General features: G+C 73.6%; 22 protein-coding genes. 8 read left to right on the forward strand and 14 right to left on the reverse strand.

The annotated features are described in order from the left end of the window. Positions 1 to 197 (forward strand): hypothetical protein (locus tag ACIP4P_RS43685; protein WP_400929657.1); only part of this gene is annotated, 197 nt, incomplete at its 5' end. Positions 198 to 343: 146 nt separating this feature from the next. On the opposite strand, the gene ACIP4P_RS43690 is transcribed toward ACIP4P_RS43685, so the two are convergent. Next, positions 344 to 1,327, reverse strand: coding sequence for a phospholipase (locus ACIP4P_RS43690; RefSeq protein WP_400929660.1), 984 nt, complete (start codon positions 1,325 to 1,327; stop codon positions 344 to 346). Positions 1,328 to 1,510: 183 nt separating this feature from the next. Here ACIP4P_RS43690 and ACIP4P_RS43695 point away from each other — a divergent pair, with 183 nt between their 5' ends. Continuing rightward, positions 1,511 to 3,106 (forward strand): phytoene desaturase family protein, encoded by a 1,596-nt coding sequence (locus tag ACIP4P_RS43695; protein ID WP_400929663.1) that lies wholly within the window; start codon positions 1,511 to 1,513, stop codon positions 3,104 to 3,106. A gap of 37 nt (positions 3,107 to 3,143) precedes the next feature. Here the strand turns inward: ACIP4P_RS43695 and ACIP4P_RS43700 are convergent, their stop codons facing one another. Beyond that, positions 3,144 to 3,833 (reverse strand): hypothetical protein, encoded by a 690-nt coding sequence (locus tag ACIP4P_RS43700; protein WP_400929666.1) that lies wholly within the window; start codon positions 3,831 to 3,833, stop codon positions 3,144 to 3,146. 281 nt (positions 3,834 to 4,114) lie between these two features. Between ACIP4P_RS43700 and ACIP4P_RS43705 the strand changes: the two genes are divergently transcribed. The 3 genes from ACIP4P_RS43705 to ACIP4P_RS43715 all read left to right on the forward strand — a co-directional run bounded on the left by ACIP4P_RS43705 (position 4,115) and on the right by ACIP4P_RS43715 (position 7,188). Further along, the gene (locus ACIP4P_RS43705; RefSeq protein WP_350517010.1) at positions 4,115 to 4,669 is read left to right on the forward strand and encodes a TetR/AcrR family transcriptional regulator; all 555 of its coding nucleotides are present in this window, start codon (positions 4,115 to 4,117) and stop codon (positions 4,667 to 4,669) included. A 264-nt stretch (positions 4,670 to 4,933) separates the two neighbouring features. Continuing rightward, positions 4,934 to 5,971 (forward strand): agmatine deiminase family protein, encoded by a 1,038-nt coding sequence (locus ACIP4P_RS43710; protein WP_350517011.1) that lies wholly within the window; start codon positions 4,934 to 4,936, stop codon positions 5,969 to 5,971. 56 nt (positions 5,972 to 6,027) lie between these two features. Next, positions 6,028 to 7,188, forward strand: coding sequence for an agmatine/peptidylarginine deiminase (locus ACIP4P_RS43715; protein WP_400929671.1), 1,161 nt, complete (start codon positions 6,028 to 6,030; stop codon positions 7,186 to 7,188). A gap of 137 nt (positions 7,189 to 7,325) precedes the next feature. Here ACIP4P_RS43715 and ACIP4P_RS43720 read toward each other — a convergent pair whose 3' ends face one another. Then, entirely contained in the window at positions 7,326 to 8,477 is a 1,152-nt protein-coding gene (locus ACIP4P_RS43720) for an agmatine/peptidylarginine deiminase (protein ID WP_400929674.1), read from the reverse strand. 168 nt (positions 8,478 to 8,645) lie between these two features. On the opposite strand from ACIP4P_RS43720, the gene ACIP4P_RS43725 reads away from it, so the two are divergent. Then, positions 8,646 to 9,341, forward strand: a complete 696-nt coding sequence (locus ACIP4P_RS43725) for a TetR/AcrR family transcriptional regulator (RefSeq protein WP_400929677.1) — start codon at positions 8,646 to 8,648, stop codon at positions 9,339 to 9,341. Between the two features lie 13 nt (positions 9,342 to 9,354). Here ACIP4P_RS43725 and ACIP4P_RS43730 read toward each other — a convergent pair whose 3' ends face one another. From ACIP4P_RS43730 to ACIP4P_RS43775, 10 genes are all read right to left on the reverse strand, one after another. Next, complete coding sequence (locus ACIP4P_RS43730; protein ID WP_350517015.1) at positions 9,355 to 10,239, reverse strand: DUF4436 family protein; 885 nt, start codon at positions 10,237 to 10,239, stop codon at positions 9,355 to 9,357. 14 nt (positions 10,240 to 10,253) lie between these two features. Further along, a complete protein-coding gene (locus ACIP4P_RS43735; RefSeq protein WP_350517016.1) occupies positions 10,254 to 11,501 on the reverse strand; it encodes an agmatine deiminase family protein in 1,248 nt (415 codons plus the stop codon). 102 nt (positions 11,502 to 11,603) lie between these two features. After that, the gene (locus ACIP4P_RS43740) at positions 11,604 to 12,560 is read right to left on the reverse strand and encodes a DUF4436 family protein (RefSeq protein ID WP_400929681.1); all 957 of its coding nucleotides are present in this window, start codon (positions 12,558 to 12,560) and stop codon (positions 11,604 to 11,606) included. A 127-nt stretch (positions 12,561 to 12,687) separates the two neighbouring features. After that, a complete protein-coding gene (locus ACIP4P_RS43745) occupies positions 12,688 to 13,485 on the reverse strand; it encodes an ABC transporter ATP-binding protein (protein ID WP_400929684.1) in 798 nt (265 codons plus the stop codon). Next, the gene (locus tag ACIP4P_RS43750) at positions 13,478 to 14,494 is read right to left on the reverse strand and encodes an ABC transporter ATP-binding protein (RefSeq protein WP_400929687.1); all 1,017 of its coding nucleotides are present in this window, start codon (positions 14,492 to 14,494) and stop codon (positions 13,478 to 13,480) included. Before ACIP4P_RS43750 ends, ACIP4P_RS43745 begins: the two co-directional genes overlap by 8 nt. A 100-nt stretch (positions 14,495 to 14,594) precedes the next feature. After that, on the reverse strand, positions 14,595 to 15,467 hold the full coding sequence (locus ACIP4P_RS43755; protein ID WP_350517020.1) for an ABC transporter permease: 873 nt from the start codon (positions 15,465 to 15,467) through the stop codon (positions 14,595 to 14,597). Further along, on the reverse strand, positions 15,464 to 16,441 hold the full coding sequence (locus ACIP4P_RS43760; protein WP_400929691.1) for an ABC transporter permease: 978 nt from the start codon (positions 16,439 to 16,441) through the stop codon (positions 15,464 to 15,466). The genes ACIP4P_RS43755 and ACIP4P_RS43760 overlap by 4 nt, the downstream gene beginning before the upstream one ends. Further along, complete coding sequence (locus ACIP4P_RS43765) at positions 16,438 to 18,090, reverse strand: ABC transporter substrate-binding protein (protein ID WP_400929694.1); 1,653 nt, start codon at positions 18,088 to 18,090, stop codon at positions 16,438 to 16,440. Before ACIP4P_RS43765 ends, ACIP4P_RS43760 begins: the two co-directional genes overlap by 4 nt. Positions 18,091 to 18,241: 151 nt before the next feature. Next, the gene (locus ACIP4P_RS43770; RefSeq protein ID WP_400929697.1) at positions 18,242 to 19,252 is read right to left on the reverse strand and encodes an agmatine/peptidylarginine deiminase; all 1,011 of its coding nucleotides are present in this window, start codon (positions 19,250 to 19,252) and stop codon (positions 18,242 to 18,244) included. A 143-nt stretch (positions 19,253 to 19,395) separates the two neighbouring features. Beyond that, entirely contained in the window at positions 19,396 to 20,625 is a 1,230-nt protein-coding gene (locus ACIP4P_RS43775; RefSeq protein WP_400929700.1) for an agmatine/peptidylarginine deiminase, read from the reverse strand. A gap of 160 nt (positions 20,626 to 20,785) precedes the next feature. On the opposite strand from ACIP4P_RS43775, the gene ACIP4P_RS43780 reads away from it, so the two are divergent. Both ACIP4P_RS43780 and ACIP4P_RS43785 read left to right on the forward strand, forming a co-directional pair. Next, on the forward strand, positions 20,786 to 21,421 hold the full coding sequence (locus ACIP4P_RS43780) for a TetR/AcrR family transcriptional regulator (RefSeq protein ID WP_400929703.1): 636 nt from the start codon (positions 20,786 to 20,788) through the stop codon (positions 21,419 to 21,421). Between the two features lie 101 nt (positions 21,422 to 21,522). Continuing rightward, complete coding sequence (locus ACIP4P_RS43785; RefSeq protein ID WP_400929706.1) at positions 21,523 to 23,253, forward strand: protein kinase; 1,731 nt, start codon at positions 21,523 to 21,525, stop codon at positions 23,251 to 23,253. A 114-nt stretch (positions 23,254 to 23,367) separates the two neighbouring features. Here ACIP4P_RS43785 and tatA read toward each other — a convergent pair whose 3' ends face one another. Further along, a complete protein-coding gene (gene tatA / locus ACIP4P_RS43790) occupies positions 23,368 to 23,667 on the reverse strand; it encodes a Sec-independent protein translocase subunit TatA (protein ID WP_400929709.1) in 300 nt (99 codons plus the stop codon). Positions 23,668 to 23,696: the final 29 nt, after the last annotated feature.

Genomic DNA, 23,696 nt, shown 5'->3' on the forward strand with positions numbered 1-23,696 from the left:
CTTTCGTGTTTCCAGCTTACCAGATGTTTTCCGCTCCGTTTTCCGGAGTTTCATTCATCCGATTTCCCGAACTGGCCGGGTCCGCTTTTCGCGACGACCACCACGTTAGCGCATTTCCGGTGTCACCCGAAATTCACGCCCACACCCTGTCGACGGCAACGCCGAAGAAACCCAACCGAATGGGCTTCGAGGTGTGAGTGGGGCCGCCTCTCCGGCGACTGGTAGACAGTACCCCTCCTCCTCTCCCGGAACAAACGCCCAGCCCGGGGCCGCTCCGGGGCTACCCCGGGGCCGCACCCGCGCGGCCCCGGGGCGTGCTGTCACCGCTTCAGGTGCTGGCGGCTCAGCGGAACAGGCGGTCGCCGCTGCCGGCCATCCGGTGGGTGCCGCTGTGGTGGTTCACCCAGTCGCGGACGAGGTTGATCGCGTTGGCGCACTGCCAGCTGTCGTCGTACTCCCGGACGCCGGTGAAGGCGCCGTAGCCCGCGATGATGCCGTCCACCTGGGCGTCGCCGAGGAGCTTGTCGACGTACCAGGGGTCGTTGTAGGTGGCGGTCCAGGAGAGCGTGGCCGCGAGCCGGCCCGACGCCCGGTCGGCCGCTCCCTTCTTCAGTTCGGCGCAGGTGTTCCAGGTGGCCTCGGTGCAGTTGCCGAAGCCGTTGGTGATGTCGGTGTCGCCGTAGTCCATCGCCCGGTGGCCGACCGGGATCCCGCCGCCGGAGCTGTTGAAGGCGCCGACGACCTTGTCGCGGCTGCCGGTGGTGGTCATCCCCTCCAGCCTGCCGAGCTTGCCCTCCAGGCTCTTCCAGCCGCGGCCGCCCACGTCCGGGGTGTTGCCGGGGTGGTACTCGAAGAAGCCGTAGAGCACCTGGATGCCGGCGGCGGTCAGCCGCTGGGCCTTGTCGTGGAGGCCGGCGACGCTGCAGGTGCGGTTGGGCTCCTCGCCGCAGTAGTTGGGGTCCTTGATGTCCAGCCAGACCAGCGACAGCCGCCGGCCGGCGTTGGCGTTGGCGAGGATCCGGTCGATCATCGCGTCGAAGCTGGGGCCGAGCCGGTTCTCTCCGGCCGAGGAACAGTCGTGGTAGGCGCGCCACTCGTTGGGGTTCCACCAGGCGCAGACGTCGATCTCGATGCCGTTGGCGCCGTGCTTGAGGGCGGCGTCCACGCCGTCCAGGGTGTCGACCCGGTGGGCGATGGCGTAGATCGGGTGGCGCTGGTCGGCCGCCGCGGCCGGGGAGGTGCCGAGCGTGGTGCCGCCGACGATCCCGCACAGCGCCGCGGCCAGCGCCGGAAGCACCCGGACACCGTTCTTGAGGTGGCTGGACAAGGGAACACTCCGTTCCTGTCAGTTCAACATCCTGAGGTGGACATGACCGATCAGCGCCAACTGTACGTCGTCGAACGGTAGATGGTGGCTGAACCAGGTATGAACACAGACCTTTCAACGGCCCATCCGGTCCGCGGTGTCGCACCTGTTCCCCGCCCGGGGCCGCTGCCGTAGCGTGACCGCATGACCACGATCCCGAACTCCCGGTACGACGCCGTGATCGTCGGCGGCGGGCACAACGGACTGGTGGCGGCCGCCTACCTCGCCCGGGCCGGGCGGCGGGTGCTGGTCCTCGAACGGCTGCCCCGGGTGGGCGGGGCCGCCGTCTCCGCCCGGGTGTTCCCGGGGGTGGACGCCCGGCTGTCGCGCTACTCCTACCTGGTCAGCCTGCTGCCCCGGAAGGTGGTCCGGGAGCTCGGGCTGCGGCTGGAGCTGAGGCGGCGCCGGATCTCCTCCTACACCCCCGCCGTCCGGGACGGGAAGCCCACCGGGCTGCTGGTGGACGCCGCCGACCCGGCCCGCACCCGGGACTCGTTCCGGGCGCTGACCGGGTCCGACCGGGAGTGGCAGGCCTGGCAGCGCTTCTACGGGACGACCGCCGAGGTGGCCCGGCAGGTGTTCCCGACCCTCACCGAGCCGCTGCCCACCCGGGCCGAACTGCGGCGCCGGGTCGGCGACGACACCGCCTGGACCGCCCTGTTCGAGCGCCCGCTCGGCGAGGAGGTCGAACGCCGCTTCACCGACGACCTGGTGCGCGGCGTGGTCCTGACCGACGCGCTGATCGGCACCTTCACCCACGCCCACGACCCGGAACTCCGGCAGAACCGCTGTTTCCTCTACCACGTCGTCGGCAACGGGACCGGCGACTGGGACGTCCCGGTGGGCGGCATGGGCGCGGTGACGGACGCGCTGGCCGAAGCCGCGCTGGCGGCCGGGGCGGAGATCCGGACCGGCTGCGAGGTCACCGCCATCGCCACCGACGGCCACGGCGACGCCGAGGTGTCGTACCGGCACGGGGACGAGAGCGAGGCGACGGTCGCGGGCCGCCGGGTGCTGGTGAACGCCGCTCCGGCCACCCTGGCCCGGCTACTGGGCGAGGAGCCGGGGCCCGGACCGGCGCCGGAGGGCTCCCAGCTGAAGGTCAACATGGTGCTGCGCCGACTGCCGCGCCTGCGGGACGCGGCCGCGGATCCTCGCGAGGCCTTCGCCGGGACCTTCCACATCGCCGAGGGCTACCGGCAGTTGGAGGCCGCGTACGCCGAGGCGGCGGCCGGGCGGCTGCCCTCGGCCCCGCCCTCGGAGATCTACTGCCACACCCTCACGGACCCGTCCATCCTGGGACCGGAGACGGCCCACCAGGGGCTGCACACCCTCACCCTGTTCGGGCTGCACATGCCCGCCCGGCTCTTCGGCGTCCCCTACGACCGGGCGGCCGAGGAGCGCGCGCTCGCCGCGAGCCTGGCGCAGCTGGACGCGGTGCTGGCCGAGCCCGTCGCGGACTGCCTGGCCGTGGACGCCGACGGACGGCCGTGCATCGAGGCCAGGACGCCGCCGCAACTGGAGCGGGAGCTCGGGCTGCCCGGCGGCCACATCTTCCACCGGGACCTCGCCTTCCCCTTCACCGAGGAGGAGCCGGCCGAGGTCGCCGCCCGCTGGGGCGTGGCGACCGCCCATCCGAACGTGCTGCTGTGCGGGGCGGGCGCCGTGCGCGGCGGCGGGGTCAGCGGCATCCCGGGGCACAACGCGGCGCAAGCCGTCCTGGCCGGCCCGGACCGCTGAGCGGCGGCGGGACGGACCAGGACGGCGAGGAGATGCGTCAGGCGCGGGCGAGCAGCCAGCCGCCGAGGCCGTCGCAGGCCCAGGCCGCGTAGCTGGTGGAGCGGAAGCCGGCCGGGATCGGCGAGCCCGGGCAGCCCCACAGGCCGGCGCGGGCGGTGTTGTGGCGCCAGGCCCCGGCTCCGTCGCAGCCGGTCGTCATGTGCCCGGTGATCACGTAGCCGGCCACCACCGGGGAGCCCGAGCAGGTCCAGATGCCGTCGTGCGGCAGGCTGTGCTGCCAGGCGCCGATGCCGCCGCAGCCGGCCCGCAGGTGGTTGCTGATGACGTAGCCGGGCACGACGGGCGAGCCGGAGCAGGTCCAGATGCCGTTGTGGACCAGGCTGTGGCGCCAGGCGCCCATGCCCCGGCAGCCGGTGGTCTGGTGGTCGGTGATCACGTAGCCGGCCACCACCGGGGAGCCGGAACAGGTCCAGATGCCGTCCTTGGCGGGCTGCTGGTACCAGGACCCGTAGCCGTTGCAGCCGGTGCTGTCGTGGTCGGTGATGACGTTCCCGGGGGCCACGGGCTGCCCGGAGCAGCTCCACTTGCCCGGGCCGCCCCAGCTCCAGCCGGCCTTGGCCTCCGCCACGGACATCCCGGAGACCGTGCCGCCCAGGGCGACGGCCGTGACCAGGGCGACCGACGCCGCGACGGCCTTGACCCCCCGACCGGCGATCCGGTCCGTCACGCGCTTCCATATCCGACGCAGCATCATGTCCGGTGTTCTCCAGTGGTGTTGAGGACGGGGATGTCGAGGACGGTGGTGGAACGGAGTCACCCTAGGTGATGATCACGTGAAAGTTCGGCGGAGGATCCAGGAATTCCGCGTCCGGACTTCACCTTGTCCGAAAGCCGTCACCTGGCCGCCGGGGTCCCCGTCTCAGCTGACGGGACTTTCAGCACACGGAGCGATCTTGTCCCGCCCCGCGGGTAAGGTGGTGCACCGTGGCCAGTCGGAAAACGTCGATCATGGAAGCAGCCGCGCGGGTGATCGCGCGGCGCGGGGTGCGCGGGCTGCGGGTCGAGGAGCTCGCCGCCGAGGCGGGTGTGTCCACCGCGTTGATCTACTACCACTTCAAGGACCGCACCGGGATCCTCCGGCAGACGCTGGAGTTCATCAACGACCGGGCGGAGCGCTACACGACCGAGCGCGCTGCGGACGCGCCGCCGCTGACGGCCCGCGAGGAGCTGGAGCAGACCCTGCTGCTGGAGCTCCAGGACTCCGTCGAGGTGCGGGAGAACAGCACCGCCTGGGGCGAGCTGCGGGCGAGCGCGGTGTTCGACGACACGCTGCGCGAGGACCTGGCGCGGGCCACCCGGATCTGGGTGCAGGAGGTCGCCGAACTGCTCGGCCTGGTGCAGCCGATGTCCTCGGCGGTCGCGTTGGCCGGCGCGGCCGAGCGGCTGACGGCGCTACTGGAGGGACTGAGCACCCGCTGGCTCAGCGGCAGCCTGCCGCTGGCCCACGCCCGCACGCTGATGGTGGACGCGATCGAGGCCGAGGTGTCCCGGCTCGGGTCCTGAGCGGCCCGGGAGCCCGAAGGTCCGAAGGCCCCGGGAACCCCGGCCGTACGCCCGGATTCGTCACGCTCCGTACGGGATTCCACCCGCCGGGTCATGGCACGCCGCTGAGTTTGACTGATTTTTCAGTCAGTGCAAGCCTGGCGTCGCAGGCAGGGTGCTCCCGCCGGCCCGTTCCCGTGGTGCGCCGGTGCGTAGCGGCGCGAAGAGTGGTCCTGGCGGCTCCCGCACCCTCCTCAGGCACCGTCGCACGAACTGGAGACCCTCATGACCAGCTACCACGACGCCCACTCCGCCGAGAGCTATCCCTGGGTGCCCGCGGACGACGTCCCGCACGCGCGGACCTGGATGTCCTGGCCCTCCCGCCGGGGCGTGTGGGGACTGCGCCTGGGCGGCGTCCAGGAGGACATCGCGCTGATCGCCCGCACCATCGCCGAGTTCGAGCCGGTGGTCATGTGCGCCCCCGACGACTGGACCGCCGACAAGGCCCGCGAGCGGTGCGGCCCGGCCGTGGAGGTGATCACCGCCATCCCCACCGACGACCTGTGGATGCGCGACACCGCGCCGGTGTTCCGCCGGGACGGCCACGGCGGCCTGGACGCCGTCGTCCTCAACTTCAACGGCTGGGGCAACAAGCAGGTCCACTACGACGACGCCCGGGTCGCCGAGCGGATCGCCGCCCGCCGCGGCCTGCGCCACACCTACGCGGACTTCGTCGGCGAGGGCGGCGCGATCGAGACCGACGGCGACGGCACCGTGATGGCGACCGAGAGCAGCCTGGTCAACAAGAACCGCAACCGCGGCATGAGCCGGGACGAGATCGAGGAGTCCGTGCTGGAGGCGTACGGCGCGGACACCATGATCTGGCTGCCCGGGATCAAGGGCCAGGACATCACCGACGACCACGTGGACGTCACCTCCCGGTTCGTCCGGCCCGGCGTGGTGATGGTGCAGCTGCCGCCGGCCGACCGCAACGACGAGTGGGCGCGGGACGCCCGCGAGCAGTTCGCGATCCTCTCCGCCGCGACCGACGCCCGGGGCCGCCGGCTGCACGTGATGGTGGTGCACGGCCCGGACACCGTCCGCTCGCGCAGCTCCAAGTTCGTCGACTCCTACCTCAACTTCCACCTCGTCAACGGCGGCGTGATCACCGCCCAGTTCGGCGACGCCTACAAGGACGCCGCCGCACGGGAGACGCTCGCCGCGGCCTTCCCCGGCCGCGAGGTGGTGCAGCTCGACGTCGACAGGCTGATGACCGGGGGCGGCGGCATCCACTGCTCGACCATGCACGAGCCGATGCCGTGACCCGACCCGACCCGTCCGCCCAGCACCGACCTCGACCGGAGTACCGGAGTACCCGTATGACCGACGCCCTGTCCCGCCGCAGCATGATCCGCACCCTCGCCGTCGCCGGCGCCGGTGTCGGCGCCCTGGCCCTCGGGCTGACCGCCTGCGACGCCACCGACGACGTGGACGGCGCCGTACCGCCCACCCAGCAGCCCGGCGCCACCCCCGGCGCCCGGCGCTTCGGCGCCGAGTGGGAGAAGCACCTGCGCACGGTGATGTCCTGGCCCGCCTCCGAGAACGTCTGGGGCGACCAACTCCCGGACGTCCGACGGGACGTGGCCGGTCTGGCCCAGGCCATCGCCGCCCGCGAGCCCGTCGTACTGATGGCCCGCCCCGAGCAGGCGGAGGCCGCCAAGCAGGCCTGCGGCTCGGCGGTCGAGGTGGTGCCGATCCCCGTCGACGACCTGTGGGCCCGGGACACCCTGCCGGTGTTCGTCGAGGAGGGCGGCAAGGTCAAGGGCGTCGACTTCAACTTCAACGGCTGGGGCGGCAAGCAGCAGCGCGGCAACGACGCCAAGGTCGCCCGCACGGTGCTGGCCAAGTACGGCGTGGAGCGGATCGAGACCCGGCTGGTCGGCGAGGGCGGCTCCTTCGAGACCGACGGCCAGGGCACCCTGCTGGTCACCGAGAGCTCCGTGGTCAACGCCAACCGCAACCCGGGGATGAGCCGGGATCAGGTCGAGGCCGAGCTGAAGAAGGTGCTCGGGGTGACCAAGGTGATCTGGCTGGCGGGCGTCAAGGGCAAGGACATCACCGACGCCCACGTCGACTGCCTGACCCGCTTCGTCGCCCCCGGCGTCGTCCTGCTCGACCAGGCCTTCCCCGGCGGGCCGGCCGACGTCTGGTCCCGCGCGGCCGACCAGGCCCGCGGCGTGCTGAAGAACGCCACCGACGCGACCGGGAAGAAGCTGCAGGTGATCGAGCTGCAGCAGCCCGACCCGGACAAGATCACCGGCCGCGGGGACGCCTTCGTCTCCTCGTACATGAACTTCTACGTCGGCTCCAAGGGCGTCTACCTGCCGAAGTTCGGCGACGACCGGGCCGACACCCGGGCGCAGCAGACCCTCAAGCAGTACTTCCCGGGGCGGGAGATCGTGCCGGTGAAGATCGACGCGATCGCGGCCGGCGGCGGCGGTATCCACTGCGCGACCCACGACATCCCCGCCGTGGGGTGAAAGACGGGCCGGTCCGGGCGTCCTGAGGACGGACGCCCGGGCCGGCCGCCGTTCGGGGCCGGGTCCGGTCGGCGGACCGGATCCGGCCCCGACGGGTTCATGGCCCCGTCGGATCCATGGCCTCGGCCGGACAGGACCTACGCGGCGGGCTGCTGCTGGGTGACGCAGTGGATCCCGCCGCCGCCCGCCCCCAGGTAGTCGATGTTCAGTTGCTCGACGGTGCGGTCGGGGAACAGCCCGGCGAGGGCGTCGCGGGCGGCGGCGTCGGCCCGGGTGTCGCCGAACTGGGCCGAGATCACCGCGTTGTTGCACAGGTAGTAGTTGACGTAGGAGCCGACGAAGTTGGGGTCGGTCGAGCGGATCAGGTAGTAGTCGGGGCCCTGGACGGTGCCGACCGTGATCGGGGTGCCCTGGGCGCCGGTGGCGGCGCCGAGGATCGCGTACTGCTGGCGCTCGTCCTGGGACCAGATGTCGGTGTCGCCCGGCAGCGGCAGTTGGACGACGGCGGTGCCGGCGCCGAGGAAGCGCGAGGTGGCGTCCACGTGGTCGTCGGTGATGTCCTGGCCCGCGATGCCGGGGAACCAGATCACCTCGGTGGCGCCGTAGGCGGCGCACATCGCGGCCTCGATCGCCGCTTGCGACAGGCCGGGGTTGCGGTCGGCGTTGATGATGCTGCTCCGGGTGGCCATCAGGGTGCCCGCGCCGTCGGTCTCGATGGCGCCGCCCTCGGAGACCAGTCCGGCGGCGGTGAACGGCAGGCCGAGGTACGCGGCGACCCGCTGGGCGACCAGGGCGTCGTTGCCGTGCGGGTTCTGGTGGTTGCCCCAGCCGTTGAAGTTGAGGCCGATGGTGTCGAGGCCGCCCGCGCCGTCGGTGCGGAAGACCGGTCCGGTGTCGCGCATCCAGCAGTCGTCGACCGGGACGTTCCCGATGACGGTGACGGCCGAGCCGCACAGCGAGCGCGCCTTGGCGACGCTGGCCGGGTTGGCGCACATCGTGACCGGCTCGTACCGGGCGATGGTCCGGGCGATCAGGGCGATGTTCGCCTGGGCGCCGCCGAGTTTGCCGCGCCAGATGGTGGTGCTGTCCGGCCAGGCCATCCAGGTCCGGGTGTGCGGGACGGTGTCCGGCGGTACCCGGAGGCCCGCCGCGAGGCGCGGGCCGGTGGGGGTTCCGCGGCGCTGCGCCGCGTGGGCGGGCCGGCCGGTCGCGGCGGTCAGCGCGGTGCCGGCGGCGGCGAGCCCGGCGGCCGTCAGGAACCGGCGGCGGCCGAGCCTCAGGTCGGTCACGGTGTGCGGTCTGGAGCCTTCCTCCATCACTGCCTCCCAGTCAACGTCCATGTGGGGTGGACGAGTTGACCGAAAGGTAGAACTGGCCAAGCGCTCGGTCAATACCTCGCGGAAGCATCCGCTGCCGTTCCGCCCTGCGGTGTTCCCGGAGTCGTTACAGTGGCGGCCATGGCGACACGGGAGACGGCCGGGGCTCCGGGAACGGGCTCGGCACCCAACGACGGGCCGAACGGCGAACCGGCCGACGGACCGAACGACGGACCGAACGACGGACCGGGCGGCGCCCGCCCCCGGGCCTCCGCCAAGGGCGAGCAGACCCGGGCCCGGCTGGTCGCGGCGGCCCGCACCCTGCTGTCCGGCGACGGCGCCGGACGCTTCACCACCCGCAACGTGGCCGCGCTCTGCGGGGTCTCGCACGGGATGTGCCACTACCACTTCGCGGACCGCACCGAGCTGATCGTCGCGGTGGTGGTGGACATCCGGCCCGAGTGGATCGCCCCGCTGGAGCGGGCCGTCGACGGGCCCGGCGGCTACGCCGAGCGCGCCGGGCGGGTACTGGCCCTGCTCACCCGCCCCGAGAGCCCCGACCTGGCCCGACTGCACGCGGCCCTGCACTGGCTGGCCCTCGACGACGACCGGGTCCGCACCGCCCTGGAGGCCGAGTACGCGCGCTGGCGGGCCTCCTTCGTGCGGCTGTTCCGCTGCCTGGTCGAGGAGCGCGGCGCCGCCGCGGACCCGGTCCCGCTCGGCGAGGCCCTGGCCGCCGCCGTGGACGGGCTCGCCGCCATCGGCTCGCTGGACGGGACGGTGGACGACGGACGGGTGCTGCGGACCCTGCTGGACTCGCTGTCCGCCACCGTCTGAGCCGTCCACCCGCTCACGGCCCGGCGGGCCCGGCCGGTGGTTCGGACCCGGCGGTCTCCGCCCGCCGCGCGCGGTGCTCGACCCGGGTGCCCGCGACGACGGTGAACGCCAGGCTCGCGGCGATGATGCCCTCGGCCCAGAAGAACGCCAGGTAGTCCATCAGCGAGCCGATCGGCGGCGAGCCCGGTGCCGCGTTGCGCATCCCGATCAGCGCGAACAGGGTCGCGGCCATCCAGCCGAGCGAGGGCCAGACCAGTCCCTCGCGCTTGCGGAAGAGCACCTCCGCCCCGGCCAGCACGGCCAGCGCGAGCGCCCACATCGCGGCGATCATGAACCAGGCCAGGATGAAGGTGCTGCGCCCCCTGGTGACCTTCCCCTCCAGCAGCCGCGCGCCGGCGGTGAGCGGGGTACTGGTCGGCCGGACGACGAAGAACGGGTCGGCGTCCGCGAACACCAGGCCGACCGGCACCGCGCCGGCGGCGTCCGTGGCCGCGAACCCCAGGGCGAAGTGGTACCGGTCGAAGGGGTAGTCCGACTCGGTGCCCTCGTAGAGGTTCGCCTGGACGGCCTGCGGCGTCGCCGGCTCCCCCGGCGCGGCCCGCAGGTCGGTGCGGGCCGCCGACAGCGCGCTGATGTCGACCTGGCGGGTGAACGCGGTGGAGTCCGGGCCCTCGGCGAGGCCCCCGTGCGGGACGGGCACCACGTAGAGGGTGAGCTCCCCCGTACCGGGGTCGATCTCCTGGGCGGTGAGGTCGAGTTCGATCCAGTCCCCGGTGGTCGGCAGGGCCAGCTCCCTGGTCTGCTGCCGGGTGTCGCGTTCGTTGAGGTACAGCGCGATGCCGGCCGAGCAGAGCACGGCGAGGATCAGCAGCGCGAGGGCGAAGCGGTTGCCGCGCAACCGGGCCGGGCCCCTCACGCCGAGGCGGCGGGGCTGGCGGAGGCCGACGGACGGGCGGGGGCGGGGGCGGGCGAGGCGCCCGGGAGAGCCGGCTGCTGCTGGGTGGCGCAGTGGATGCCGCCGCCGCCCGCGGCGATGTGGTTGATGCCGACCTGGGTGACCTTGCGGCCGGGGTGGAGGTCGGCGAGGATGCCGGCCGCGCGGTCGTCGGCGGTCTTGTCGCCGAAGCGCGGGACGATGACGCCGCCGTTGCAGACGTAGTAGTTGATGTAGGTGGCGAGGAAGTTCTTGCCCGCGCCCTGGATCTGGTCGAGGTCGGGTTCGGGCAGGTCGACGATCTTGAGCTTGCGCCCGTTGGCGTCGGTCGCGGACTGGAGCACCTGGAGGGCCTGCGCCGAGGCGGTGGTCCAGACGTCCGGCGGGGTGTCGGCGGCCGGGCGGTGCAGGACGACGGTGCCGGGTTCGGCGAAGCGGGCGAGGGCGTCCACGTGGCAGTCGGTGATGTCCTGCCCGGCGACGCCCTTGAACCAGAGCACCTTCTCGACGCCGAGCAGTTCCTTGAGGCTCGCCTCGATCTGGTCCCGGGTCTTACCGGGGTTGCGGTTGTCGTTGACCCAGGAGCTCTCGGTGGCCATCAGGGTGCCCTCGCCGTCCACCTCGATGGCGCCGCCCTCGCCGGTGATCGGCGCCTGGATGCGGGTGATCCGGTAGTGGTCGAGGAGGTTCCGGGCGACCTGGCCGTCGTTGGCGTGGGTCTGCTTGCCGCCCCAGCCGTTGAAGTTGAGGTCGACGCCGGCCAGGCCCTGGGGGCCGGTGACGAAGGTGGGGCCGGTGTCCCGGGCCCACAGGTCGTCGACCGCCAGCTCCAGCACCTCGACCGAGGAGCCGCAGGCCTGGCGGGCCTGGTCGGCCTGGTCCGGGCGGGCCAGCAGGACGACCTGTTCGTACCCGGCGACCGCCTGGGCCAGCGCGGCGATGTCCTGGCGGACACCGGGGAGTTGGTCGCCCCACACCTCCTCCAGGGCCGGCCAGGCCATGAAGGTGCGGGTGTGCGGACTCCACTCGGCGGGCATCGCCCGCCCCTCGGCGCCCGGGCTCGCGGCCGGGGCCGTCCCGCCCGGGCTCGGCTGCCCCTCCGTCCCGCCGGCCGAGGAGCCGGCGGAGCCCGAGGAGTCGGAGGAGCAGCCGCCGGCCAGGGCCAGCGCGGCGAGCGCGGCACCGGACTGCAGGAGCACACGGCGGGACGGCCGGGAGGGAGCCATGGGGCCTCGTTCCGGTAGGGGTCGGTTCCGGCTCCGCAGGCTACTGAGGAGCCGGTCGCGAACCGGCGCGGCGCGGCTCCGCCGTCCGGGGGAATCCCCCGCTCAGGCGTCGGCGGACGCCTCCTTCTCGCGGCGCAGCCGGTGTTCGGTGCGGATGCCGGACCAGGCGGTGCAGGCCAGGCTGGCGGCGATGATGCCCTCGGCCCAGAAGAAGGCCAGGTAGTCCATCAGCGAGCCGATCGGCGGCGCGCCGGGGGCGGCGTTGCGCATCCCGATCAGGGCGAACAGGCTGGCGGCCATCCAGCCGAGGGAGGGCCAGACCAGTCCCTCGCGCTTGCGGAAGAGCACCTCGGCGGCGCCGAGGACGGCCAGGGCGAGCGCCCACATCGCGGCGATCATGAACCAGGAGAGGATGAAGGTGCTGCGGGAGCGGGTGATCCTGGCGTCCAGGGTGACGCCGCCGGTGGCCGAGGCCCTGGCCTCCGGGCGCACCACGAAGAACGGGTCGGTGTCGGTGAAGACCAGCCCGACGGGGACGGCCTTGCCGCCGCTGGTGGCGCCGAAGTTGGCCTCGATGCGGTAGCGGTCGAAGGGGTAGTCGGTCTTGGTGCCCCCGTACATCCCGACCTGGACGGCCTGGGCGGTCGCGCTCTCGCCCTCGGCGACCTTGACGGTGGCCTTGGGGAGGCCGCCCAGGGTGATCTCGACCGGGCGGGCGAAGGCCGGGGAGTCCGGGGCGGCGGCGAGCCGGCCGTGCGGGACGGGGGTGACGTAGAGGGTCAGCTGCTGGCCGGTCGGGTCGACGTCCTGGGCGGTGACGTCCAGTTCGATCCAGTCGGGGGCCGAGGGGACGGCCAGTTCCCGGGTCTCCTCGCGGGTGTTGCGCTCGTTGAGGTAGAGCCCGATGCCGGCCGAGCAGAGGGTGACGACCACCGCCAGCAGGGCGGTGAACCGCCAGTGGCGGCGGCGTCGGGGGGTCGGCGGCCCGGCCGGTTCGGTGCCGGACGGTTCGGTGCCGGCCGGTGCGGCCGTGGTGATGTCGTCGGTGGTGACCTGCACGGTCGTCCTTTCCGCGGCGGAGGACGCCGGGCGGGCGGGGTCGCCGCCGGCCCGGCGCGCTCCGCCGGTGGTGCTCGTTCGCCCGGGCACCGCGCAGGTCCCACCACCTGCTGGGCGCCGGGCCGTCTTACAGTGCGCGGCGCGCGGCGGCGATCCGGTCGGGATCCCAGCCGGGCCGGGGGACGGACTCCAGCAGCAGCCCGGTGTAGGGGTGCTGGGGGGAGTCCAGGACGTCGGCGGTGGGGCCTGATTCGACGATCCGTCCGTTGCGCATCACGACGACCTGGTCGGTGACGCAGCGGACGACGCCGAGGTCGTGGGTGATGAACAGGTAGCCGATGCCGGTCTGTTCGCGGATGTCGGCGAGCAGGTTGAGCACCTGGGCCTGGACCGAGACGTCCAGGGCAGCGACCGCCTCGTCCAGGACCAGGACGGCCGGGCGGACGGCCAGTGCCCGGGCGATGGCGACGCGTTGGCGCTGGCCGCCGGAGAGCTGCCGGGGCAGCGCCTCGGCGGCCCGGGTGCCCAGGCCGACCTGGTCGAGGAGTTCCCGGATCCGGGCCGGGTGGTCGGTGTCGGGGAAGTGCAGCCGCAGGGTCTCGCGCAGCACGGCCTCGACGCTGGTGCGCGGGTCCAGGGAGAGGTACGGGTCCTGGAAGACCATCTGGACCTCGCGGGCGCGGGCCAGTCGTTCGGCCCTCCCCCGGGCCCGGCCGGTCCGGGCCCGGCCGTGCACCAGCACCTGGCCGGCGTCGGCCTGTTCGAGGCCGACCACGATCCGGGCGGTGGTGGTCTTGCCGGAGCCGGACTCGCCGACGATGCCGAGCGAGCCGCCGGCGGCGAGGTCGAAGGTGACGTCGTCCACGGCCCGTACGGTGCCGAAGGTGCGGTGCAGTCCGCTGACCCGCAGGACGGGCTCAGTCATCGGTGCGGCTCCCTTCCAGCGGGAGGTCGAGCGGGCGGTCGAGTGGTCGGTCGAGCGGGCGGGCCGACGGGCCGTCCAGCGGGTGGTGGCAGGCCGCCGGGTGCTCGCCGCGCTGGACGGGCACCTCCTCGCGGCACAGCTCGGTCGCGTACCGGCAGCGGGCGGCGAACGCGCAGCCCGTCAACTCCTGCCGCAGGTCCGGCGGTTGGCCGTCGATGGCGGCGAGCCGGCCGGCCGGTGCGGCCACCCCGGGGGTGGCCGCGAGCAGGGCGGCGGTGTACGGGTGCCGGGGCCGTTCGAACAGCGCGGCGGCGGGGCCGTGTTCGGCGATCCGCCCGGCGTACATCACGTAGACCCGGTCGCTGATGGCGGCGGCGAGGCCGAGGTCGTGGGTGACGAACAGCAGCCCGGTGCCGAAGCGTTCGCGCAGCCGGCCGAGCAGGGCGACCACCTCGGCCTGGCTGGTGACGTCGAGCGCGGTGGTGGGCTCGTCGGCGAGCAGCAGGATCGGGTCGCCCATCAGGGCGGCGGCGATCATCACCCGCTGCAGCATGCCGCCGGACAGCTGGCCGGGGTAGCGGCGCAGCAGGTCGGGGCGGAGGCCGACGGCGTCGAGGAGTTCCGCGGCGCGCCGGTCGGCGTCGGCGGCGCTCATGGCGCCGGTCAGGCGCACGCTCTCGGTGAGGAAGTCGCCGATCCGGCGCAGCGGGTTGATGGCGGCCCGGGGGTCCTGGAAGATCATCGCGGCCTGGCCGGTGCGCAGGGCGCGCAGCCGGTCGGGGTCCATGGTCAGCACGTCCCGGCCGTCGACCAGCACCTCGCCCTCGGTCGTGGCGCCCGGCGGCAGCAGGCCGAGGGCGGTGCGGGAGGTGAGGGTCTTGCCGGAGCCGGACTCGCCGACCAGGGCGACGGTCTCGCCGGGGGCGACGGTGAGGTCGACACCGTCCAGGACGGGGCGGGCGGTGCCGGGCAGTCGGAGCCGCAGGCCCTGGATGTCGAGGGCGTTCACGTGGTCCTTCCGGTGGTGCGGGGGTCCCCGGTCGTGCGGTCCCCGCTGTTCGTGCGCTTCCCGTGGTTCATGGGCTCGCCGTGGTTCATGGGCTCGCCGTTCACGCGGACCTCCGGGCGACCTGGTCGGCCCAGCGTTCGCCGACGACGTTGAAGGCGACCACGGTGAGCACGATCAGGGCGCAGGGCAGGATCGCGGAGAGCGGGTAGCCGTGCTGGATCGCGGTCTGGCCGTCGAAGACCATCCGGCCCCAGTCGGGGGTGAGGGCGGGGACGCCGAGCCCGAGGAAGGAGAGGCCGGCCAGGTCCATCAGGGCGTAGCCGAAGTTGACGGCGGACTGGGCCAGCACGATCGGCGCGATGTTGGGCAGGACGTGCCGCAGGCAGATCTGCACCGCGGAGTGGCCCTGGACCTGGTACGCGGAGACGTACGGCCGGGTCCGTTCGGCCAGCACCAGCGAGCGGGTGAGCCGGGAGACGTACGGCAGGTAGGCGATCGCCAGGGCGACGACGGGGGCCATCAGGCCCTCCCCGTAGACCGAGACGATCAGGATGGCGAGCAGCATGCCGGGGAAGGCGAAGACCAGCTCGGTGCTGCGGGAGAGCACGGAGTCCAGCCAGCCGCCGCGCCAGCCGGCCGCCAGGCCGACCGCGATGCCGGCGACGGTGGAGAAGACCACCACGCCGAGCGGGCCGAGCAGCGAGGTGCGGGCGCCGGTCAGCAGCCGGGAGAGGGTGTCGCGTCCGGCGGCGTCGACGCCGAGCAGGTGCTCGGGCGAGGGCCCGGCGAGGGCGTTGCTCAAATCGACGCCGTTCGGGTCGTACGGCGCCAGCCAGGGGGCGAGCAGCGCGGCGAGCACCACCAGGGCGGCGAAGCCGAGGCAGATCAGGTGGAGCGGGCCGCCGGCGGACTTGATCCGGGCGAGGCCGGGGCGGCGGGTGAGGCCCGACCGCTGGGTGAGACCGGTACTCATGCGCCGGACCTCCTGGAGCCGAGGGTGACCCGGGGATCGACCAGCGGGTGGAGCAGGTCGACGACCAGGTTCACCGTCATGAACAGGGCGACGATGATCAGGGAGATGGCCTGGACGGTCGGGAAGTCCTTGGTGGTGGTGGACAGTTCGAGCAGCTGGCCGAGTCCGCCGACGCTGAACGCGGACTCCACCAGGATGGTGCAGACCAGCAGGGTGGAGACGATCAGGCCGCCGGTGGTCAGCACGGTGCCCAGCGAGTTGCGGAACACGTGGCGGCTGATCACCTCCCGCTCCGGGACGCCCCGGCTGCGGGCGACGGTGACGTGCTCGCCCTCCAGGGCCTCCAGCATGGCCGAGCGGGTGACCCGGGCGAGCATGCCGATCAGGTACAGCGCGAGGGCGATCGCCGGGAGGGTGAGGTGCCAGACCATGTCGCCGACGCCGTCCCCGGCGCCACTGGTCGGGAACCAGCCCAGCTTGACCGCGAACAGGCCCTGGAGCAGGACCGCCGCGACGAAGGAGGGGGTGCCGAGGGCGAAGGTGGTGGTGACCAGGATGGTGGCGTCGGTCGCCCCGCCGCGCACCGCGCCGAGCCGACCGAGCACCAGACCGAGGACGACCACCACGACCAGCGCCATGCCGACCAGCAGCAGGGTGGCCGGGATCCGGTCGGCGAGCAGCTTGGAGACGTCGGTGCGGTAGGTGATGGAGCGGCCGAAGTCGCCCTGGAGGACCTGGCCCAGCCACCGGAGGTAGCGGACCAGGAACGGGTCGTCCAGGTGGTACTGCTCGTTGATCGCCTGGAGGGCCTCCGGGGAGGCCGAGCGGCCGGAGAGCAGGAAGCTCGCCGGGTTGCCCGGCGCCAGGTACATCGCGCCGAAGACCACGAAGGAGGCGCCGAGCAGGGTGACCGCCATCTCCAGCAGGCGTCGGGCCGCGAACCTCAGGAAGCCCATCGCTCCGGGGGAGTTCACCGGGCGGCCCCCACGTCGGCGGCCCACGGGTAGTACATGTAGGAGATGGTGGTCGGGGCGCCGGTGACCCGCTTGTTGAGGAAGAGGGCGGTGGGCCACTCGGCGACCGGGATCCAGAGCAGCTGCTGGGAGGCGGTCTGCTGGAGCTTGGCCTCGATCGCGCCGCGCTTGGCCGGGTCGTACTCGGCGGTGGCCTGGTCCACCAGGCCGTCGTAGGCCGGGTCGCTGTAGCCGCCGAAGTTCTGGTAGGCGCCGGTCTTGAAGTTGGCCAGCAGGTCGAGCGGGTCGGTGATCGAGTTGTAGTAGGTCTCGGGGAAGAGGTCCAGGCCCTCGCGGGCCTTGGGGTCGGTGAACAGTGCCGTGAAGGCGTTCGGCGCGATGGTCTTGAGCTGGACGTTCAGGCCGATCTGCGCGCCGGCGGACTGCACGGCGGTGGCGAGCAGCGAGACGTCCTGGCCGATGCTGCTGGTGGCGACGGTGACGGTCTTGCCGGTCGCGCCGGCCTCCTTGACCAGGGCCTTGGCCTGGTCGAGGTCCTGGGTGGTGGGGGTGAGGTTCTCGAAGGCGCTCTTGCGGACGTCGTCCGGGGCCCCGCCCCAGGCGGCCCTGGTGGTGAGCGCGCCGGTGACCGTCCCGGCGCCGGCCAGGCCGGTCTTGATGAAGCCGGAGCGGTCGAGCGCCAGGGACAGCGCCTTGCGGACCCGGACGTCGCCGAGCACGCCCTGGAGGTTGGTGACGTTGAGGTTGACGGTGCTCAGGCCCTCGCCGAAGTAGAGCGTGCCGACGCCGCTCTTCCGCAGCCGGTCGTAGCTCTCGGTGGGGATCAGGTAGCCGCCGTCGACCTCGCCGCTGAGCATCGCGTTGGTGCGGGCGGAGGGGTCGGTGAGGAAGCGGAACACGGCCTTCTTGGACTTGGCCTTGGTGCCCCAGTAGTCGTCGAAGCGGTCGAGTTCGATCGACTGGCCCTTGTTCCAGGTGCCCAGCTTGAAGGGGCCGGTGCAGTCCAGGCTGCCGCCGGTGCCGTAGTCCTTGCCCGCCGCCTCCACCCCGGCCTTGGCCGCGACGACGCCCGCGGCGGTCGCCATGTACTGCGGGAACTGGGAGTCGGGGCGCTTGAGCTTGACGGTGACCTGGAGCGGGCCGGTCGCGGTGACGGAGTCGACGTTCTGGAACGTCTGGGCCCAGGACGCGGCGTTGTCCGGGTTGGTCTGCCGGCCGAAGCTGTAGACCACGTCGTCGGCGGTCATCACCGAGCCGTCGTGGAAGTGCACGCCGGCGCGCAGGTCGTAGACCCAGGTGGTCGGGTCCGGGTTGGTGGCCTTCTCGGCCAGTCCGGGGGCCAGGGTGAGCTGGGGCGTCCAGCGCATCAGGCTCTCGCAGACGTTGGACAGGATGGTGTTCTGCGGGTAGTCGAAGGCCTGGATGTAGTCCAGGGTGGGCGGTTCGGCGTAGGTGGCCCAGGTGAAGGAGTCGATGTCGCCCTTGGCCGTGGGGGTGGAGGCGGAGAGCTGGACGCCCCCCTGGTCGGCGGCGCCGCCGTGCGGCGGGCCGGAGCAGGCGGCGACCAGGGCGGTGGCGGACAGCAGGGCTGTGGCGGCGAGCGCGAGCCGGCCCGGGGAGGCGGCTCGGCCCGCGGGGGTGAGGGTCATGAGGGTGGGCTTCCGGTCGGTACGGGGAGAGGAAGTACGGTGCGTGGGGCGGAAGTTCGGTGCGGTGCGGTTCCGGCGTGCGGTTCGCTTCCGGCGTCCCGTACGGTTCGCTTCGGGCGTGCCGTGCGGTCCGCTTCGGGCGTGCGGTGCGTCAGCCGCGGGCGGCCGGGAGCTGCTGGGTGATGCAGTGGATGCCGCCGCCGCCCCAGGCGATCACCCGGGAGCGGACGCCGACGACCTTGCGGTCCGGGTACGCCTGCGCCAGGACCGCCAGGGCGCCCTCGTCCTCGGGGTGGTCGGCCACCGGGACCACGACCGCGCCGTTGGCCAGGTAGTAGTTGAGGTAGCCGACCTCGACCTCGCGGCCGTCGACCTCCACGAACGCGGCCTGCGGGAGGTCGACGATCTCGAACGGGCGGCCCTGGGCGTCGGTGGAGTGCTCCAGCACGGCGCGGTTGGCCCGCATCCGGGCGTAGTCGGGGTGCTCGGGGTCGGCCGGGAGCTGGACCACGACCTTGCCGGGGGCGGCGAAGGCGCAGACGCCGTCGACGTGCCCGTCGGTCTCGGTGTCCAGCAGGCCGCCGTAGGGCAGCCAGATCACCTTGGTGACGCCGAGCCGCGCCGTGAGCTCGGCCTCGATCTCCTCGCGGCTCATCCCGGGGTTGCGGTTGGGGTGCAGCAGGCACTGCTCGGTGGTGATCAGGGTGCCCTCGCCGTCGACGGTGATCGCGCCGCCTTCGAGGATCATCTCGGAGCGGACCGCGGGGACGCCGAGGTGGTCCAGCAGCAGGGCGCTGATCCGGTCGTCGGCGTCCCAGGGGTGGTGCTTGCGGCCCCAGGCGTTGAAGCGGAAGTCGACGCCGGCCCGGCGGCCCTCGCCGTCGAGCACGAAGATCGGCGCGGAGTCGCGGAACCAGGAGTCGTCCATGGGCAGTTCGACGACGGTGACGCCCTCGCCGCACAGCGCGCGGGCCTCCTCGCCGTGGCCGGGCGGGGCGGCCATCGTCACCGGCTCGAACCGGGCGATGGTGCGGGCCACCTCGGCGTACTCGCGCTTCACCTCGGCGAGGGTGTCCCCCCACAGTTCCTCACGGACGGGCCAGGCCATCAGGCAGCCCTCGTGCTCGGTCCATTCGGCGGGCATGCGGTGGGTGACGGTCACGGGTACCTCTTCGGGATCGGCTGGTCGGATGGGGCGTCGGGCCCGGCGGCCCGTCTCCGTGGGGTCGGGCCACGGGCCGCCGGGGGTCTGGACGGGTCCGGATCGGGACGGGTCCCGGTCGGGACGGTCCGGATCGGGACAGCTCAGAGGAGGGGTGGCACGGTGGGCTGGGACTGGGTGGCGCAGTGGATGCCGCCTCCGCCGCCCGCGATGGTGTCGATGTCCAGCTGGACCACGTCGCGGTCCGGGAAGGCGGCTTGGAGGATCACATAGGCCATCCCGTCGGCAACGGTGTCGCCGAACTGCGGGACGAACACGGCGCCGTTGGCGGTGTAGAAGTTGGTGTAGCTGGAGAGGAAGTCCTTGCCCCGGCCGCGGATCAACGTGCGGTCCGGGCCCGGGAGTTCGGTGACGACCAGCGGGCGGCCCTGGGCGTCGACGGCGCCGGCCAGGGCCTGCTTGGCCTGCTGGTAGACGTCGATCCAGACCTGGTCGGTGCCCGGGCCTGGCCGGTCGAGCAGGACCCGGCCGGGTGCGGTGAAGCGGGCCAGGCAGTCGACGTGGTCGTCGGTGATGTCCTGGCCGGCCAGGCCGGGGAGCCAGATCACCTTGTCCAGGCCGAGGCCGGTCCGCAGTGCCTGCTCGACCTGGTCCTGGGTCATGCCGGGGTTGCGGTTCGGGTTGACCAGGGAGCTGACGGTGGCCAGCAGGGTGCCCTGGCCGTCGGTCTCCAGGGCGCCGCCCTCGCCGACGAAGGACGCCCGGATCCGCGGGACGCCGTAGTCGGCGAGCAGGGCGGCGGCGACGGCGGCGTCCTCGGCGTAGGGCTGGTAGTACGGCGTGCCGCTCTTGCCCCAGCCGTTGAAGTTGGTGTCGACCCCGGCGATCGCGCCCGGGGCGGTCAGGAAGGTCGGGCCGAAGTCCCGGATCCAGAGGTCGTCGTCGGCGATCTCCAGCACGGTGATGCCGTAGGAGCCGCCGCGGCCGAGCCAGTAGCGGGCGTCCTCGGCCTGCTCCGGGCGGGCCACCACGACGACGGGCTCGTAGCGGGAGATCGCGTAGGCGACCCGGGCGATGTCGTCCCGGACGGCTGAGAGCTGGTTGCCCCAGATCGAGGACAGCGCGGGCCAGGCCATGAAGGTGCGGTCGTGGCGGTCGGTCTCGGCCGGCATCCGCAGCGTGGTGGGGGTGGCTGCGGTGCCGGCGGCGGTGGCCGTCGACGGTTCGGGGGCCGTCCGGTCCGGGGCCGCCGCCCGGGCGGGGCTCGGCAGGGCCGCGCCGAGGGCGAGCGCCGGGAGGGCCACCGCGCCGAACTGGAGAAGTCTTCGGCGTGCGGGCACGGGGGTGGCCCGGGAAGGCGTGGGGGTGGTCATGAACGCTCCCTGCAAGAGGTGGGGAGGTGTGGGGGTTGCCCCGCATCCTGTACCTCACTGAAAATCCAGTCAACCCTGTGAGCAGGATTACGCGAGTCCAACTGACAAATTGATCAGGATTTCGTCAAGGTCGGGCTCCGGGCCGGTAGAGTTGGCGCCCATGTCGGACCGCCGGAGAGGCATACTCGAAGCCGCCACCCGCGTCATCGCCCGACGCGGCGTGCGCGGCCTGCGGATGGGCGAGCTGGCCGCCGAGGCCGGCGTGTCCACCGCGCTGATCTACTACCACTTCACCGACCGGGCGGGGATCCTGCGCGAGACGCTGGAGTACATCAGCGAACGCGCCGACCACTACACCGCCGAGGACGAGGCCGCCCCGGCCCGGACGCCGCCGGGCGACCGGGACCCGCGCACCGAGCTGGAACAGGTCCTGCTGCTGGAACTCCAGGACACCACGGAGGTGCGGGAGAACAGCACCGCCTGGGGCGAACTGCGGGCGAGCGCCGTCTTCGAACCGGACCTGCGCGAGGACCTGGCGCGGAACACCCACAGCTGGGTGCACGACGTCGCCGAACTGCTCGCCCACGCCGACCCGTTCGGCACCGCCACGGCCCACGCGGCCGCCGCCGAGCGGCTCACCGCCCTGGTCGAGGGCCTCAGCGTGCGCTGGCTGAGCGGCTCGCTGCCGGTCGAGCAGGCCCGCCGGCTGCTCCACGGCGCGATCGAGGCCGAGCTGGGGAACGGCCGCCCGGGCGCCGGCCGCGGCCCGGGCGGGGGCGGATTCGATGGATCCTGACGGAACCTCTAAACTCTGCGGCGCCAGCGGGCCGCCGGCCGCCCGTCCCAGGGCGCGGCGGCTCCGCTTCCCGTCCCTGTCCGCCGAGAGAGGCAGCCCGCATGTCCGCTGACCGATCCCCCTTCGCCCTCCAGCCGGTCTTCCAGGAGCTGGCCCCGGACGACCCGCGCGAGGTCGGCGGCCACCTGCTGTACGCCCGGCTCGGCGCCGGCGGCATGGGCCGGGTCTACCTCGCCTACACCCCGGGCGGCCGCCCGGTGGCGCTCAAGGTGGTGCGCCCGGAGCTGGCCGGGGACCCGGAGTTCCGGGCCCGGTTCGCCCAGGAGGTGGCCAGCGCCCGGCTCATCCACGGCCTGTTCACCGCCCAGCTGGTGGACGCCGGCCCGGACGACCCCACCCCCTGGCTGGCCACCACCTACGTGCCCGGCCCCTCGCTCCAGCAGGTGGTGCAGCGCCACGGCCCGCTCCCCGAACGCACCGTGCTGCTGCTGGTGGCCGGGATCGCCGAGGCGCTCCAGGCGATCCACGCCAGCGGGGTGGTGCACCGCGACCTCAAGCCCGCCAACGTGCTGATCGCCGCCGACGGCCCCCGGGTGATCGACTTCGGCATCGCCCGCGCGGCCGACGCCGTCGCGCTGACCGGCACCGGACTGCGGATCGGCTCGCCCGCCTACATGGCCCCCGAGCAGGCCGTCGGGCAGGCCGCCACCCCGGCCACCGACGTGTACGCCCTGGGCGCGCTCGCCGTCCACGTCGCGGGCGGCACCCCGCCCTTCGGCGACGGCCCGCACCCGGCGGCGCTCTACCGGACGGTGCACGAGGAACCCGATCTCGACCGGGTGCCGGAGAGCCTGCGCGCACTCTTCCGCCGCTGCCTGGCCAAGCGGCCGGAGGACCGACCGACCACCGCCGAGGTGATCGCCGCCGCCCGCAGCCACCCGGCCGTCGGCGGACACCTCCGGTTCGGCGAGGACTGGCTGCCGCAACCGCTGACCAGCCAGATCACCCGGCACGCCGACCTGCCGCAGGCGCCCGCCGAGGCCGCCCGGCCCGGGCTGGACGCCCTCCCGACGGTGCTCGCGCCGTCGCCGGGGCCCACGCCGACGCTGCTGGCCACCGGGCCCGCGGCGGCGGCCGCTCCCCCGCCCGTGGCGGCGCGGCCCGAGGCACGGCCCGAGGTACGGCCCGAGGTGCGGCCGAAGCGGGCCCGCGGGCGGACCGCGCTGATCGCCGTCGTCGCCCTGGCCGTGGGCGCCGCGGCGGCCGTGCTGGTGCTCGACGACCCCGACCCGGTGGAGGCGGCGACCGCCGACGCCCCGGTGTCCGGCTCCCCCGCGCCCGGCACCCCCGGCACTCCCGTCGCCCCGTCGACGCCCGGCGGCGCACCGAGCCCCACCCGGTCGGCCCCCGTCGGCGCCGACGCCCCGTCGGACCGCCCGACCCCGCCCGGGCCCGCCGCCGCCTACACGGCCGACTACCGGGCGATGGAGCTGACCTCGGCGGATCCCGGCTACGAGTTCGACCTCGCCGCGGGCACGGTGGTGCCGACCGACAGCGTGAGCTGGTACCTGGGGCGCAGCGACAGCGAGTTCCTGATCCCGGAGGGCGCCGACTCCTTCCTCGGCCGGGACGCCGGCCTCGGCCCCGCCGAGTGCCTCCAGGGGCTCGCCGGTCACCCCACCGCGCGGGTGCCGTTCAGCGCGGTGGGCTCGCGGGCCTTCTGTGTGCGGTCGGCGGACGGCCGGGAGCTGGCCGTCGTCCGGGTGCTGTCGGCGGCGGGCGCGGACGGGCCGGTCCGGGTCTCGCTGGACCACTACCGCCGCAACGGCTGAGCGCTCCGGGCGTGGGGGGGGGCCGGGGGCCCCCCCCCCCCCCCGCCGGGGGGGGGGGGGGGGGGGGGCCCCCCCCCCCCCCCACGCCCGGGCGCCGGTCAGGCCGGGCGTCGGTCAGGCCAGGCGCCGGGGCGGTTCGGCCTTCGCGGCGGGCGGCGGTGCGGGTGCCGCCGGTGCGGCCGCGGGGGTGGCTGCGGGGGTGGCTGCGGGAGCTCCGACGGCCGGTGCACCCGGGGCCGCCGGTTCCGCCGTGGCCTGGTCCTCCTCCCGCATCGCCGCCGTCTCCGCCTTGAGGATGCGCATCGACTTCCCCAGTCCGCGCGCCATCTCGGGCAGCTTCTTGGATCCGAAGAGCAGCACCACGACCGCCAGCACCACCAGCAGGTGCCAGGGCTCCAGTCCGTTGCGCAGCATCGCCGCCTCACCCGGCCTTTCGTCGTCGG

The sequence above is a fragment of the Kitasatospora sp. NPDC089509 genome, assembly GCF_044749365.1.
In the GTDB taxonomy this organism is placed as follows: Bacteria; Actinomycetota; Actinomycetes; order Streptomycetales; family Streptomycetaceae; genus Kitasatospora.